This window comes from Micromonospora sp. CPCC 206061 (assembly GCF_036906915.1).
In the GTDB taxonomy this organism is placed as follows: Bacteria; Actinomycetota; Actinomycetes; order Mycobacteriales; family Micromonosporaceae; genus Phytohabitans.
Window position 1 is genome coordinate 1 of the sequence record NZ_JBAKHX010000124.1, and the last position, 14,821, is coordinate 14,821.

The window sequence follows — 14,821 nt, forward strand, 5'->3', positions numbered from 1 at the left end:
GGGCGTGGGCGAGGCACCAGCGTGTACTTCCGCGATCCGGACGGGTCGCTGCTGGAGTTCATCGGCTACGGCATTCAGACATGACCTCGCTTTCTGTGTATAAAGGATCGCGAAGAGTAGTCACCGTCGTATGGTGACGGTATGGCAAGGCGACTGGAGCGTCTCGCGCCTCTAACTGGGGTCGCTTTTCTGATCTTGGTGCTGATCGCTTTCGCCGTGGGCGGGGAAACCCCCGACAACGACGATTCGACTGCCCAGATCGTGTCCTTCTGGCAAGAAGACGACAGTCAGCAGGTCGTGGCCGGATGGGTTCTTGGCGTCGCGGCTCTGTTGCTTGTTTGGTTCGGCGGCAGCCTGCGGCGGGCCATATCGCGCGCCGAGGGCGGCGACGGCCGGCTGGCGGCGATCTCCTTTGCTGGCAGCGTCATCGCCAGCGTCGGGATCTTGTTGTTCGGCAGCCTGACGTTCGCCGCGGCGACCCTGGCCGACGAGGTGCCGGCGGAGGTCATCCACACGATCTCGGCGCTCAACAACACGCTCTTCTTCCCGCTCAGCGGCGGAGCCGCGCTGCTGCTGCTCGCTTCGGGCCTCGCCTTCGTCTACACGGCGGTGTTGCCCCGTTGGCTCGGCTGGATCGCCATCGTGATCGGTGTACTGATCCTCACGCCGCTGGGATTCTTCGCCTTGCTCGCCTGGCTGCTCTGGATCGCGGTCGTGAGCGTCTTGCTCTTCAGGCGTGGTCCAGACACCGGCGCCGCACATCCGCGGTGAAGTACCACTGGGATCTACAGCGACCACGCCCCGTATCGGATGAGGCACGCGACGAGCGATTCGCCGCAAATGACTCCGCGTCGGCGACGGTCGCGGCTCGCATACTTACCCGGTTCTTCGACCGCCTGGATCAGCGTCACCGGAACTGATCCGACCGTATGAATAGAACGGCGGCTCGTCTGTCCACGAACGGTCCCTCGACGCCCTCGCTTCCTGCTCTGCCCGCTCAACCGCCATCTGCGGGAGCAGTTCCTACCTGTTCGCCGTGGCGCCGCGCGTCACCAAGAGCAATCCACCGATAGCCGTCAAAACCATGCTCACCAGCAACAACGCACGGCTACCTCACGTCCTCACACCGAACGTCGCGCAACAGACGGTTCGCGTCACGTACCGCGCTGGGTGGACGCGAACATACGGCATGCGGTGGACGACTCGACGACCGCGCCCTTATAGCGTCATGCAGGTAATCCGCGAAATCTTCGACGAGAAGGGGGAACTAGTGAAGAAAGCAACTCCGGTCGGGCGATTGGCACAGGTGGCTGCGGCGATTGCTCTGGTTGGTGGCCTGACGGCCGTAATGCCGACCACGGCGGCGCACGCAGATGTATGCCGTGGGTATACAGTTAAAAACTCCCTGAGTGGATGGGACGAAGTCCGAGATGACAAGGGTACAATCCGTCTCAGGACTGGCCCATATGGAAGTTGCTCATTCGCCTATTCTGCCAATGAAGCAGGTCGTACGTTCTATTATTGGTGCCAGTATATCAACAGTTACGGCAATGTATGGTACTTCGTTCGGATCGAGGGAACCAACAGAACAGGTTGGATATGGGAAGGGAGCGTGTACTTCTGGGGAGTACCGCCCATTAATGGACACTGCGACGATTAAGCCACAGAAGGTCACGTCTAGCGAAATGGGGTAACGGAGCTTCGCGTGATCCGTTGTACAGGGAGCTTTGAAACGACTCCACTATGGAGTGTTGCCTCGTGTCGACCAATGTCCTCAACCCAGAGGCGGACAGGTCGCACTCCGGACCCAGCGCTGCGATGCGCCCGATCGCGCTTCCAAACACTCGACGGGACGCGGGGCACTACCGTTCCGGTCCGGGACGTGTCCCGGACCGGAACACCTGCTCGACATCCCGCCCCGGCCAAGTCCCGGTCTCCTGCTTGCGCCAGGTCGTGTAGCGGGCCAGCACGAGCGGGACATCGCCGACAAGCGGGACGCCATGCCTCGAGGTGGATACCGCCTTGCCGCCTGACGTGCGTGACCCGCCGCGCCGCCTCATGACGCGCCGTAGCGAGCGGATCGCGGCATGAGAATGCGCTTGATCAAGCTCGATACAGCCTTCGAGCACCACCAAGGCGGCGACAGGCGGACGAAAGGATGCCGTCAGCTCGGTGAAAGCGCTGCCTTCTACCGTTTCCCCACCAGCTATCCCGTCAAGGAGAGGTCTGCTGGTGTCCTGTTGCCGTGAGGGAACGGATCGGCAAATCGGACGACCTATCCGCGAATTGAGAGGATGTTCATGCACCTGAAGCGAGTGGCGGTAGGAGTGGCTATCGCGGCCATGGCAACCTTGGGAATAGCCACTGCCGCAGCAGCACCCGCGAGCGCCGCGTACCAGGCGCCGGAAGCATCTGCGAGTGCCGCGATGACCACGAGCGGTGATGTTGGCATCGCGGGTGCGAACTACGTCCAGTGCGGCTACTCCTACCAGGATTGCGTTCACACGCGGTCCAACTTCGCGCGGTACTACAAAGTCTCGCCCATCTACCAGTGGCCCGACGGCTGCACCCTCCCTGGTGGGTGCCCTGAGCTGACTTACTATTTCTACTACTACACCTGACGATCCGGCCTGATTAGCTAAAGGCCATTTCCAGTCGTGGTACCAGAGGTCGGGTCCGGGGCCGGGTGATCCCGGGCCTGACCTTTCCCCGTCCGTCCGGACCGCCGATGAAGGGCCGTGCGGGAGGACGCACCAGACACTTAGCTTGTTCTTTAACCTGTGCGCTGTTTGTGGGCGGTGATGGTTAGGTCGCGCTTGGCGGTTTTGCCGACGTCGTGGCGGGGTGCGGGCCGTCGGTTTCGTGAGCCGGGTGGCCGGCCGGGGCTGGGTTTGGTGGGTTTCGGTGCGCTGGCTGGTAGGGCGGTGTTCGGGCGGATGTTCCGAAATCCGCGGCGGACGCGGGCTGGGGTGAGGCGGCCTGGTGCGGCTGGTGGTTCCCAGGGGCGGCGTAGGTCCGCGGCCAGCGGCCGGGCTAGCCGGAGTTGGGTGTGTGCGGCGATGATCAGCCAGGTCCAGCGGTCTGCCGCCTGCGGGGTGCGTAGTTTCGGGCGGGTCCAACCGAGGGTCTGTTTGAACAGCCGGAAGGTGTGTTCGAGGTCGAAGCGACGCAGGAACGATTGCCACCAGCGGTCGAGGTCGGCGGTGGTGGCGTTGATGGCTGAGCACCATAGCCACAACGGCTTTGGGTCGCGGTCACCGGGCAGATGTTCGACCTGCAACCGGATGAGGGTGCCGTCGATGACGGGTAGGTCGCCGTGGTGGTCGATCCAGCAGGTGCGGCGAGTCAGGCGCGGGTGCAGCTGGTCCCAGCTGGCCGCCCGGGCGATGCCGTAGCGGCTGGTGGCGGTGGTCGTCTGGTGCTGCGGTGCCGGCCAGGTGCCCGGGGTGTCCAGCCGGAACTCGGGCCCGTGCTTGGCCGGCCGGTGGCACCTGGCAGGCGGGCGGGTTTGGGCAGGCGCAGTACCCGGTCGGAGCGGAGCCGGCCGAGCAACTGGACGGGCAGGTCAGCCAGCACGTAGGCGAGCCGGGCGGTGTCGTAGCCGGTATCGGCGACGATCAGAATCTGCGGGTCGCCCTGCCGCCAGTGCCCTGCCTCGATGAGCCGGTTAACGACGTCGCGGAGTTGGTCGGCGGTGACCGCGGTGGCGTCGTCGGCCGGGCCGAGCCGTTGCGCGTCCAGCACGGCGGTCCACGAGGTGCGGCCGGATTCCAGCGCGGCCACGAACGAGTACGGCCAGCCCGGGATCATCTGGGCCTGACCCTTGGCCCGGCCGTAGACGTGGCAGAACAGCCGGTCCGGCGAGGTGACCGCTGCGGGACGTAGCCAGTTGCTGACATCGACGGCTAGGACGATCCGGCCTTCGCAGGTGCGCGGCAGCGGCAGCCCTGCGAGGGTCGCCCGCAGGCGGGCGATGTCGATGTCACCCCAGTTCAGGCCGTCGTAAAGGGCGCCGTGACCGCGTCGGTGCTCGGCGGTCAGGGACAGCTCGACCAGGCTAGTGACCGGCCCGTCGGCGCACAACACGGCGTCGACCAGCTCGAACAACGCGTCCGTCCGCGCATTCAGGCACTGGTAGAAGTCCCGACGAAACGCAGCCAGCCGTGCTGCCGGCGCCAACGCCGCAGGTAGCGGTGTTGCGGGCGTGTCGGGTAAGACCAGACCGCCGAGATAGTCCACAATCGTGGCCACGGCCACCATCCGTCCTTCGTGTCCTGCCAGGGAACCGAAGGATCATCGGACGGTGGCCGTTCCACGTCGAGCACCGACACGCCGACGTCTACAAAGGACGACATCCGCCATCGACAGCATCAGAGGTTAAAGAACAAGCTTAGAGCGTGTTTGAGAAGTTGGCCTCGGAGCGGCGTGGCGGGCGTGATCACCGCGGGTCCAACCGCCATCGCAGCGCTCACCGTCTCGTTCCCCCGTCCGGCGGCCCAGGTCGCGGCCGGAATAGGCGTTGGATCCGCGTAAGGCCTCACATGCTTGATAAGAAGCCGATGAGAGTGCCTATAACGCAGATACGGGCATTGATTGCTCCCCGGCGGCAGGTAGGTGCGCAACTCACGGCTCGACCTGGTCGAAGACGTACGCGAGGTTGCCGGCCGGATCGTGAAACCCGGCCACCGAGCCGCCAGGGATCGGCCGTGGCGGCATGACGACCTTGATCTCCGGCCGGTCGGCGAAGAAGGCCGGCACGCTGTCGACCTTGTACATCGGACCGGCGGGGTCACCGTGTGCCACGACCATGATCTGCGCCTTGCGGTCGGGCAGATGGAACGCCACGGTGTTCTCGCCCTCGCGCCACGCCTCGTCGAGGCCGAGCGTGTCGCGGTAGAACTGCAGCGCCGTGGCCAGATCGGGCACCGGGGCGAGAAGGAAAGTGAGTTCCATGACGGCCTCCATAACCGAGTTATGCCATACCCGAGACAGACTATAGTCATGCTGTGCGGAGTTGGGTACCCGTCCCGGGAACGACAAAGGCGCGCCTGGTCGACCAAGCGCTGACTGAGTTCGGCGAGCGCGGCTTCGCCGCCGTCGGGGTGACCGAGCTCGCCCGCGGCGCCGACGTCACGATCGGCTCGCTCTACCACCACTTCGGCAGCAAGGTTGGCCTGTACACCGTGGTCCGGGAAGACGTCGAGCAACGCGTGCTCGACCGAATGGAGGGCGCGGCCGCGATACGCCCGAAAGACCTCGGCGGGGTGCTGCTCGTCGCGTTCGACTACCTCGTACGAGCCGGGTTCGCGAGGCTACTCGCCGAGCCGCACCCCGAGCGAACGGCTGACCCGGTAGAGGCATTCCTCGCCACGTTGGCCGACCGAGACGGGACTCCCGTCAGCCGGCTCCTCATCGCAGCCTGGCGCGCCGCCCTCGACGCGGCGGCCGACGCCATGCGCGATGGCCAGGACCCTGCACCGGTGCGCGCCGCCCTACGCGGGCTGATCCGATAACCAATCAAGAGATCCCGACACGCTGGAGCCGCGGGTGCAGCACCAACCTGCCGCAGCCCTCTGGGTCGACTACGGCTTGCCGCCGCAATCTCAGGCAGGAGGATCATCCATCGGCCCAGCACGGCATGGGTGTGCGGCCGGTTGTCGCAGCCAGAGCGGTGATTGCCGTCGCGGCGAAGGCGGAAAGGCCAGCGCAAGGGCCAAGGTGCCCTCGCGAACGACAGCGTCCTGATGCCCAGACGTCGGCATCCTCGCCCGCGAACTGGGGGCATGTTGGGTGTCCTATGAGGACCAGTCGAAGGTGCGGCGGGCCTGCCGGGCTGCAGGACGTCCGCAGGTCAGCCGGCGGGCCGTGCCACCGATGGCGGCCCAGCGGATCATCGCTTCGGAGTAGGCCGGGTTGCGTTCGTAGTCGCGGGCCAGGCGGCGGTGGGCGGTCAGCCAGGCCAGGGTACGCTCGACCACCCACCGTCTCGGGATGACGGCAAACCCTTCTGGTCCTTGGGCTTGCGGACGATGGCGATGGCGGTGGCCAAGATCCGGGCCGCCCAGTCGACCAGTTGGCCGGCGAAGCCGCCATCGGCGAACACGAACCGCACCGGGCCGACGTAGTAAAGCTGAGCAGCAGTTGCTGCCGGTGATGGCCGACGGTGGGCGGATCGTCAATGTCTCCTCCGGAGTGACCCGGATGGCGACGCCGCAGCTGACGTACTCGATGACGAAGGGCGCGATGGACGTCCTGACCCGCAGCCTGGCGCTGCTGCTCGGCGACCGGGGGATCACGGTCAACACGGTCGCACCGGGAATTACCCACACCGACATGAATGGGTGGCTGCGTGACAACGAGGCGGGACAGCAGGCGGTTGCCGCAATGACGACGCTGGGCCGCGTGGGCGAGCCGGCTGACATCGCCGACGCGGTGGCATTCCTGGTCTCGCCGGATGCCCGCTGGGTGACCGGCGCATTGCTGGACGTCAGCGGCGGGCTGTTTCTCGGCCCGGCGCCGAGCTGAGCGCCCCTGCCGGCAAGGCGGGACATCCTGCACCTGATCGACGTGCCGGTTCTGCTTCTCTGGGGTGACCAGGACCGCTACCTCCCGGTACGGCTACTCGACCGGTTCACCTCTCAGCTGCCGAACGTGGGGGCGCACGTCGTACCCGGCGGCGGGACTCCCTGCATGACGACTGCCCGAGCAGACCCTCGCGCCGCTGCCGCGTTCTTCTCGACCGCTGACCGGCCGGCCAGCGGTCGACCTTTGCGCAGTCAGCCAAATGTTGGCGGTCATCGCCGCACGGGCGCGGCCGCATCGCGGTGGATTGTTGGTGGTTCAATTCTGAAGGCCCTTGAGCAGGGTGCCGATCACCCGGTCGGCGAGGCGGGCGGTGGCGTCGGGTGGCATTGCCTGCAATGGGCCGGCGGTGGCCAGCATCGCGAATCCGTGGACGGTTGACCAGCAGCTCCATTCGACGTCGACGCGTCCTTGCGGCGTCATCACCCGCGCCTCGACCATCGCGTCCAGGGTGTCGAGGAGGATTTGGTGCGGTGGAGGTGGCGGGGGTTCGGTGGCAAGAGGGCCGGGAGGGTCCTCCTGTGATTCGCAGGTCAGCGCGAACCAGCCCGGTTCGGTGACGGCGAAGTGGATGTAGGCCAGGCCGAAGGCGCGCAGTCGGGCGGACGCGCGTTCGGCCTGGCTGGCCTCGCCGGGAACGGCGTCCATCCGGTCGAGGATGGCACGGGACAGGCGGTGCTGGGCCTCTTGTGCGACGGTGAGGACGAGGGCGCGGAGGCTGGCGAAGTGCCGGTAGGCGGCGTTGGGTGAGACGCCGACGGCGCGGGCCAGTTCCCGGATTCCCAGGGTGCCGACGCCCTTGGCCCGGGCCATCGTCATTCCGGCCTCGATGAGGGCGGACCGCAGGTCGCCGTGGTGGTAGTGGCTGCTCATGTCTTGACCCCGTCCCCAGCCAATGTATACGGTGTGAACATCGATGTGGACATCGTACACATCTAGGCGCCGTGGCGCCATCCCACCAATCGAGAGGCATCACCGTGGACCAGACGACGATTCTCGCCACCGTGGAAGCCGAGCGACTCAAGCTCTGCGACTTCCTCGACACCCTCGACACGACCGACTGGGCCACACCGTCCCTGTGCGCGGGGTGGACTGTGCGTGACGTCGTGGCGCACCTGACCACCCCGACCAGAACTACGATGCTCGAGGTGATCACCGGAGCGGTCCGGGCGCTGGGCAGCTTCCACCGGATGGCCGACCGGCAGGCGCACACTCGGGCAGCGGCGTTCCCGCCTGCGGACCTGATCGCCCAGCTGCGCGATACCGCCGGGTCGACCCGCCGGATGCCCGGAAGTGCACCGATGGATCCACTGGTCGACGTTCTGGTGCACGGGCAGGACATCGCACGTCCGCTTGGACGCTCCTTGCCGATACCCGTCGACTTGGCCGTGGCTGCACTCGATCACGTCAAGGCGAACGGGTTCTCGGGCGCACCCAAACGAATCGCCAACCTTCGACTCGTCGCCTCGGACGCGGACTGGGCATACGGCACAGCCGGCGACGAAGTGCACGGGCCGGCTGCGGACCTGCTCCTCGCCGTCCTGGGCCGGCCAGTCGCCCTCCAGCACCTGTCCGGCACGGGCGTCGATGTCCTGTCCGCACGGCTCAACCACGCCTGATTCCCGACGAGTGGAGGAGTTTCGCATGGACGGTGCAGATCCCGATCGCTGGTCTGCTGTCGCCGCCGACTGGGAACGGCTATGGGACGGATTCGGCGAACCCGTCTGGAACGCCATCCTCGAACCACATATTCAGTCCCTTGTGGACGAGTTTCTGCAATGGCGTCGCCGCGGAATCGGGCACGCGCTACTCAACGAACTACTCGCAGAACGGCCCGAAAAGTACGCCATGCTCAGCTCCCTGCCCGACACCCCCGCTCGGGCCGTGTACGAGCGCTGGGGCTGGCGCCCGGTCGCCTCAACGCGACCCGATAGCGGCCTCCCCCCGTGGCACAAACTCATCCTTCCCCTGGGCACATCGAAGTAGGCACGTCGCGTCCAGGTATCAGTGCAGAGCCAGGTAAGTCAGGACGTACAGAGCGATGATCGGCGTCCGTGAGTACGCCGTGAGCTGTTCGCCCGACGGCGGCCGGGCGCCAAGGCCGCAAACGGGGTCCGCATCCGCGGCGCTGGGTACGGCCTGGTTCGGAGCGGCTGCCAGCATCGCACTACCGGTTCGTTTCTGCTTCACGCCCTGAAGTCCCTACCTCGCGAGCTCGGCTATGTTCCGGTGGTTCTTCGGGAACAGGGGGCCGACCAGGATTCGGTCGAGGCCCGGCAGCCGCATTGCCTTGAATCCCCAGCGCCGCAGCAAGAGCTTGGCCGACGAAGTCGGCAGGAACCACTCGGTGACCCGGTTACGAGCCGCCTGCTGCACGGCCGTCGCGACTGGCCTCCAACGGCGCTCGTAGTCGGCCAGTCCCTCCTGTACTGATGCGGCGGCATGCAGCCGCTCGGCCAGCACGTACGCGCCCGCGATTCCCAGCGAAGCGCCCTGCCCGGCAAGCAGGGACACCGCATAGGCGGCGTCGCCGACCAGCGCGACCCGCCCGTCGGTCCAGCGCGGCGCGTCGATCTGTGCGACCTGGTCGTAGTAGATCTCCTCCGGCGGCGGGCAGTTGGCGAGGGCCCGCTCGGCCAGGTCGCCCATACCGGTGTAGGTGCGGCGCAGCGCTTCGCGCGGGTCCTCGGGTAGGCGCGTGTCCTCGGTGCGGTGCACGGCGAACACCGCGACGCGCCCCTCGTCGAGCCCGTAGAGGCCCATCTGGCGGTTGAGCGTCTCCGTGAGCACGAACTGTCCCCGGACCTGCTCGAACACCTTGGGATCGTGGAAGACGTAAGCCCCGGTGTGCATGCCCAGGTAGCGGAAATAGTCGGTCTCTGGGCCGAAAGCCAGGCAGCGGACCCGGGAGTGGATGCCGTCGGCGCCCGCGATCACGTCGGCCTCGACAACGGTGCTGTCGGAGAGCTGGGCCCGGTCGCCGTCGATCCGGTCGATGGTCGTGCGGTAGCGGATCTCAACCTGGTCGCTGAGCGATTCGCGGAGCATGCGTTCGAGGGCGGGCCGCATGATGCTGGCGATCTCGCCGTCGAGGGCCTTTGCGAAGAGCGTGTAGTCGACGCTGACGGTCGTGCGGTCGCGGGCGTCGATGTAGCGGAAGGACTTGACCGAGCTGGCGAGCTTCCGCAGGTTCGGCCGCAGGCCCATCGCCGTCACTGCCTCGTACCCGGGGCCGAAGAAGTCGATCATGTAGCCCTGCTCGCGTGGTCCCGGAGCGTGATCGACGACGTGGACCTCCCAGCCGTGGTGGTGCAGGCGGTGGGCGAGGGCCAGGCCGGCGAGGCCAGCGCCGCAGATCAGGGCTTTCATCGGTGTTCTCCGTTCTCTTCGCTGGCGGTGATCTGACGCAGGAGCGGGGCGATGTGCGCTGCCGAGAGGTCCGGGTCGAGCCCTTTGTGGAGGACGAAGCCGTCGAAGACCGCCATCACCGCACTCGCGGCGCCTTGGGGGCTGGGATGTCCCGCGCGCGTCAGCGCATCGGTGAGCGAACCGCGGAAGTCGGCCACGAGTGCGCTCATCCGCTGGCGCAGTTCGCGGTCGCGCGTGGCGGCGAGGTAGGTCTCGATGAACAGCAGGGAGGGCGGATCGGACCCGTTGTACTGGTCGAGGTCGAACAGCATCGTCTCGATGCCGTCGGCCGGGCTGATGGCCGAAGTGAGGACCGCAATGGTGCGGTCGAGCATCTGCCGCATCTCCTCCAGCGCGGCATGGCACAGGAGCGCCTGCAACGACTCGAAGTGGTAGTGCACCAGTCCCGGACGCACCCCGGCCCGCTCGGCCAGTACCCGGGTGCTGACGGCACTCCAGCCGAGCTCACCGATCAGCTCCCGGGCGGCCGCAAGCAGGCGTGCCCGCACAACCCGGCCGCGTTCGGTATTGGTCTGGCCCGACATACCTCATCCTTGGTCGATCGTCCTGGACGATTGACCAAGCGTAGCACTTGACAAGATCGGTGATCTTGGTGTTGAGGTATCCGCCGCAGGTCTGACCCGGACTAGCTGAAGCCGCTTGGTTCAGGACGTATGCACCCACTGAGCGGCGGGTTCCATGCACCAGATCCGGTGCGCATGACGCGTGGGAACGGTCCACCGCCGAGGTCAGGTGTGGGAGCCGCGCCAGACGTGGGTCAGGTAGGGAAGGTCGGACGCGGCGTCCCACGTGGGGCTCGAACAGTAGACGGCGTCGCTTGACGATGCGGCCACCCGCAGGCTGTTGTCGACGTACGGGAAGGAGAGTTCATTCCCGCCGTCGAAGGACCAGTACAGGTTCGTGGTGTTCTGGTTGCAGTTGCTCTGCCAGACGGCGTTTCGGCCGCCTCCCGACTCTGAGTCCGACATCAGGCACTCGCCGGAGTGCCGGTTCCGCAGCTTCTGATACCGCCCGTTCCAGTTCTCCACGGCGCCGATCCAGTCCCACTGCTGGGACGGGCCGCCGTTACAAGGGGCCGTCCAGACGGCCGACGTGGTTGCCGAGCCGTTGAGACATTGGCCGTTGTATGCGCTCTTGAACGTCCAGTAGGTAGCCGCGGCCGAGGCCGGGGCCGCGGACAGGGCACCGGAACCGGTGACAAACAGAGCGGCGAGGCCCGCGCCGAGGGCGGCTCGCTTCCGCCACACAGAGATGATCATGACGGCGCACTCTCGCGCTCGCAACCGACGCCAGGCCGACGCGGCGGTGTACGCCGAGTAGCGAAACGGTGAAGATCGCGCGGAGTTGACCGGCTTGCCGTCGGCCTGGGCTGCTCCTCCCTTAGCGGTTGCGCAGCGCATGAATTTCTATAGTGGACGGTCAGTGGACTCGCGTTCCTGGGTCTCCGCGACCCGCTCGGCCAGCCCGGGGTGCTCGGCCAAGGCTCGGCGGGCCGGGCGCAGTAGGAACCACGCCACCGCCGGTGAGCCGATCAGAATACCGCCCGCCATCGCCGCCGGGCAGAACGAGCGGGTGGTGCTGCTCGGCGACCTGAACGGCGCCATGGATGACCGCACGTTCGCCAGCATCACCGGACAGCTGCGCTCGGCCCAGGACACGGCCGGGAAAGGTTTCGGGTTCAGCTGGCCGGCAAAGTTCCCGGTGGTGCGGATCGACCATATCCTGGTCAGAGGCGTGGAGCCGGACAGCTCGTGGGTGCTGCCGGCTACCGGCAGCGAGCACCTGCCGGTGGCGGCTGGAATCAGCTGGTGAATCCCGCGTCAAGACTGACGCTGCATTTGCTACAGGCGCCCTGGCAACCGCGACCTGATCGGCGCCGCGATCGTTGTGTGGCGGCGCCCGGATGCCGTCCTCGGCCGGTGGGTCTGTCTTTCGGCAGAGTGACTGGTGTCGGCGTGGTGGCCTACCGTCGTGGCGTGACGTGGGTGATCGTTTCTGTGTCCGCGCTGGTGGCGGTGTTGGTACTTGCGTTGCCCGGGCGCAGGTGGCGACGCTACCGCCAGGGCGGTGTGGCGGCTTGTGCGGTCGCGGTGGTGTCGTTGGTGGCGAGCCTGGCCCACACCGGAGCCGTTATTGGCCTGGCCGGCGGTTGGTTGCTGGTTGAGTTGTTCGCCCTCGCGCTGCTGGTTCAGACCGCGGTGCGGTGGGCACCGATCACGATGGCGCTGGCCGCCGCTGGGCTCGGCACCCTCGCCGCTGCCGTACAGCCGGCTCGGATGCTGTGGGGAGCCACGCCGCCGCCGACCCGGGCTGAGGCGGTCTTTCTCACCGTTTGTTGGGCGACGGTCGTGCTGGTGGCGGCCGCGGTGGGCGGCCTGCGGCGGTTGGCGCACCGGCGTCGTACGCGGATGATGGCGCGGGCACGCCGCGAGGAGCGGTACGCGCTGGCCGGCGATCTGCACGACCTGGTCGCCCACGACGTCACCGGAATCGTCCTGGAAGCGCAGGCCAGCCAGGCCGAGGGCGGCACCGCGCCGGACGGGCAGACGCTCAGCCGGATAGAGCAGGCGGGATTGCAGGCGCTCGCGGCGATCGATCGCACCGTCGATGTGTTGCGCGACGACGACGCGCCCCGGCAAGGGATCTACCGAATCGCTGACCTGCCCGCGCTCATCGGCCGATTCGGCAACGGGCGTGTCACGGTCCGTGTGGACTTGGCCCCGGAGTTGCCCGGACGGGTGCCCCGCGAAATCGGCGACGCGATGTACCGGCTGGTGGCAGAGGCCCTCACGAACGTGCGCCGCCACGCGCCCAGCGCGCGAGTCGTCAGCATCAGCGGTTTAGTCGATGGCGACAACATCCTGCGGTTCGCGATCACCGATGCCGGTGCGACGGCACGACGCGCGGCACGATGGAGGGCTGGGCGCGGAGGCTTTGGTCTGGTCGGGCTCGCCGCCAGAATCGAGGCCCTGGGCGGCACGCTACACGCCGCGCCCACGGCGGACGGGTGGTCAGTGACCGCCGCGCTTCCACTGCCGCCCGGGAAGGTTGGCACAACGAGGTAGGAGGCAGTCATTACGGGGGTCAGCATTCGTGTCCTCGTCGCTGATGACCAGGACACCGTGCGTCGTGGACTTCGCCGGCTCATCGACGCGCAACCCGACATGACCGTCGTCGGCGAGGCCGCCGACGGTCGTACCGCGGTGCAGATGGCCCGATCGCTGCGGCCAGACGTGGCGCTTGTCGATATCCGGATGCCCGAACTCGACGGTCTGGAGGTGACCCGGCTGTTGGCTGGCCCAACGGTCGCCGCACCGGTCCGCGTGGTCGTGGTGACCACCTTCGATCACGACGAGTACGTCTACGCGGCCCTGCGTGGCGGTGCCTGCGGCTTCCTGCTCAAACGCGCCGGACCCCGGCTGCTGGCCGAGGCCGTCCGCGCGGCCGTTGCCGGCGAGTCACTGATCAGCCCATCCATCACGGTGCGGCTGTTGCAGCACCTGGCGACACCGCCGCCGGCGCGCCGCCCCGTGCCGAACATCCTGTCACCGCGTGAAGCCGAGGTGACACAGCTGATCGCCCGTGGCCGATCCAATGCCGACATCGCCAATGAGCTGTTCGTCTCCGTGGGCACGGTCAAGACCCACGTGGCGAACATCCAGGCCAAGCTCGGAACGACGAACCGGGTGGGAATCGCCGCGTGGGCCTGGGAGACGGGCCTCGTGCAGCCCTGACCCGCCGCCTCGGCCGCCACGGGGCCAGAATCCGTCCGAAGACAGATGGGCCTGCCGGCCGGTGGACCGGATCCTGAACGGCGACAACCGACGCCGAACGGCAGGACCATGATGACCGGCACCGCACAATCCATCCCTCCCGTCCACCGCGCAACGGCGATACGCCGACAGTCCCGACTGGGCCGGGCGGTAGCCCGCCGACCCACGATGTGGTTCTTCATCCTGGCGTTCGTGCCGGCCTGGGCCTACGAACTGGTCTGCATCCTCGTACTGGACCTGCCGCTGATGCCGTGGATGATCGCCGCGCCGTTCCTCGGCCCAACCGCCGCCGCGTTCGCCGTCACCCACGCCCTCGAGGGCCGCGCGGGACTACGCGAACTCCTGCGGGACCTGAACCACTGGCGCGTCCCGGCCCGCTGGTACCTACTGGCCCTCATCGGCGTCCCAGCGCTGCTGATGCTCTGCGTACTGCCGCTGCCCGGTGCCCCGGCCGCGTTCGATCCGCAACCCGCCGCGCTACCCAGCTGGCTCGTGCTGTTCGTCGTCGTGCTGGTCGTGGGCGGTCCGCTCGGTGAGGAACCCGGATGGCGGTGCTTCGCCACCCCACGCCTGCAGGACAGGTTCGGTCCGGCGGCCGGCACGTTCGTGCTGGGAATCTTGTGGGCGTTGTGGCACCTGCCACTGTCCCTGATCGAGGGATACAACCACGCCGGCGCCGACCTCGGTGGCATCATCCGACCGTTCCTGGTCTTTCTCGCCTTCGTCATCTGCGTCTCATACCTGTTCACCTGGGTGTTCAACTACACCGGCGGCAGCGGTCCGATCGCCGTCCTGCTCCACACGCCATTGAACGTCTCGCTGCTGCCGGTACTCTTCCCGACTCTGTCCGACTCGCTCCGCTACCAGATCTGGCAGGTCGCCGGGTTCGGCCTAGTCGCCGCCATACTCCTGGCAACGACCCGCGGACGGCTGGGCAAACACACCGCAAGAAACCTCGGCGCAGGTGGGGGTGAGGGACTGTCAAGATAACGGTGTAACTGGATCTTGCTAACTGTCTACTTGCGACCGGCGGACAG

The 14,821-nt window shown here is 67.2% G+C and carries 13 protein-coding genes and 3 pseudogenes; 9 read left to right on the forward strand and 7 right to left on the reverse strand.

Annotated elements, in window-relative coordinates:
* Positions 1-198 precede the first annotated feature (198 nt).
* The gene (locus tag V6V89_RS38835; RefSeq protein WP_334624685.1) at positions 199-771 is read left to right on the forward strand and encodes a hypothetical protein; all 573 of its coding nucleotides are present in this window, start codon (positions 199-201) and stop codon (positions 769-771) included.
* Positions 772-2,773: 2,002 nt separating this feature from the next.
* Here V6V89_RS38835 and V6V89_RS38840 read toward each other — a convergent pair.
* Together V6V89_RS38840 and V6V89_RS38845 are read right to left on the reverse strand one after the other, a co-directional pair.
* A pseudogene (locus tag V6V89_RS38840) lies at positions 2,774-4,179 on the reverse strand (NF041680 family putative transposase).
* A 444-nt stretch (positions 4,180-4,623) separates the two neighbouring features.
* Positions 4,624-4,953: a VOC family protein gene (locus tag V6V89_RS38845; protein ID WP_334624686.1), complete on the reverse strand. Its 330-nt coding sequence runs from the start codon at positions 4,951-4,953 to the stop codon at positions 4,624-4,626.
* Positions 4,954-5,006: 53 nt separating this feature from the next.
* Between V6V89_RS38845 and V6V89_RS38850 the strand changes: the two genes are divergently transcribed.
* Positions 5,007-5,513, forward strand: a complete 507-nt coding sequence (locus V6V89_RS38850) for a TetR/AcrR family transcriptional regulator (protein WP_334624687.1) — start codon at positions 5,007-5,009, stop codon at positions 5,511-5,513.
* Positions 5,514-5,852: 339 nt separating this feature from the next.
* On the opposite strand, the pseudogene V6V89_RS38855 reads toward V6V89_RS38850, so the two are convergent.
* Positions 5,853-6,109, reverse strand: a pseudogene (locus tag V6V89_RS38855) (transposase); the annotation flags it as partial.
* Positions 6,110-6,141: 32 nt separating this feature from the next.
* Here V6V89_RS38855 and V6V89_RS38860 point away from each other — a divergent pair.
* Entirely contained in the window at positions 6,142-6,525 is a 384-nt protein-coding gene (locus V6V89_RS38860; protein WP_334624688.1) for an SDR family NAD(P)-dependent oxidoreductase, read from the forward strand.
* 315 nt (positions 6,526-6,840) lie between these two features.
* On the opposite strand, the gene V6V89_RS38865 is transcribed toward V6V89_RS38860, so the two are convergent.
* Positions 6,841-7,455 carry a TetR/AcrR family transcriptional regulator gene (locus V6V89_RS38865; RefSeq protein WP_334624689.1) on the reverse strand — a complete coding sequence of 205 codons (615 nt, stop codon included), beginning with the start codon at positions 7,453-7,455 and terminating at the stop codon, positions 6,841-6,843.
* Between the two features lie 104 nt (positions 7,456-7,559).
* Between V6V89_RS38865 and V6V89_RS38870 the strand changes: the two genes are divergently transcribed.
* On the forward strand, positions 7,560-8,201 hold the full coding sequence (locus V6V89_RS38870) for a maleylpyruvate isomerase family mycothiol-dependent enzyme (RefSeq protein ID WP_334624690.1): 642 nt from the start codon (positions 7,560-7,562) through the stop codon (positions 8,199-8,201).
* Positions 8,202-8,226: 25 nt separating this feature from the next.
* Positions 8,227-8,568 carry a GNAT family N-acetyltransferase gene (locus V6V89_RS38875; protein ID WP_334624691.1) on the forward strand — a complete coding sequence of 114 codons (342 nt, stop codon included), beginning with the start codon at positions 8,227-8,229 and terminating at the stop codon, positions 8,566-8,568.
* A 216-nt stretch (positions 8,569-8,784) separates the two neighbouring features.
* On the opposite strand, the gene V6V89_RS38880 is transcribed toward V6V89_RS38875, so the two are convergent.
* The 3 genes from V6V89_RS38880 to V6V89_RS38890 all read right to left on the reverse strand — a co-directional run bounded on the left by V6V89_RS38880 (position 8,785) and on the right by V6V89_RS38890 (position 11,270).
* Positions 8,785-9,951, reverse strand: a complete 1,167-nt coding sequence (locus tag V6V89_RS38880; protein ID WP_334624692.1) for an FAD-dependent monooxygenase — start codon at positions 9,949-9,951, stop codon at positions 8,785-8,787.
* Positions 9,948-10,535, reverse strand: a complete 588-nt coding sequence (locus V6V89_RS38885; RefSeq protein ID WP_334624693.1) for a TetR/AcrR family transcriptional regulator — start codon at positions 10,533-10,535, stop codon at positions 9,948-9,950. The genes V6V89_RS38880 and V6V89_RS38885 overlap by 4 nt, the downstream gene beginning before the upstream one ends.
* 204 nt (positions 10,536-10,739) lie before the next feature.
* The gene (locus V6V89_RS38890; RefSeq protein ID WP_334624694.1) at positions 10,740-11,270 is read right to left on the reverse strand and encodes an RICIN domain-containing protein; all 531 of its coding nucleotides are present in this window, start codon (positions 11,268-11,270) and stop codon (positions 10,740-10,742) included.
* 238 nt (positions 11,271-11,508) lie between these two features.
* Here V6V89_RS38890 and V6V89_RS38895 point away from each other — a divergent pair.
* The 4 genes and pseudogenes from V6V89_RS38895 to V6V89_RS38910 form a co-directional block, all read left to right on the forward strand.
* Positions 11,509-11,823: pseudogene (locus V6V89_RS38895) on the forward strand (endonuclease/exonuclease/phosphatase family protein); the annotation flags it as partial.
* 164 nt (positions 11,824-11,987) lie between these two features.
* Positions 11,988-13,076: a sensor histidine kinase gene (locus V6V89_RS38900; protein WP_334624696.1), complete on the forward strand. Its 1,089-nt coding sequence runs from the start codon at positions 11,988-11,990 to the stop codon at positions 13,074-13,076.
* A gap of 9 nt (positions 13,077-13,085) precedes the next feature.
* On the forward strand, positions 13,086-13,745 hold the full coding sequence (locus V6V89_RS38905) for a response regulator transcription factor (RefSeq protein ID WP_334624698.1): 660 nt from the start codon (positions 13,086-13,088) through the stop codon (positions 13,743-13,745).
* A 207-nt stretch (positions 13,746-13,952) separates the two neighbouring features.
* Positions 13,953-14,774, forward strand: a complete 822-nt coding sequence (locus tag V6V89_RS38910) for a CPBP family glutamic-type intramembrane protease (protein ID WP_334624697.1) — start codon at positions 13,953-13,955, stop codon at positions 14,772-14,774.
* Positions 14,775-14,821: the final 47 nt, after the last annotated feature.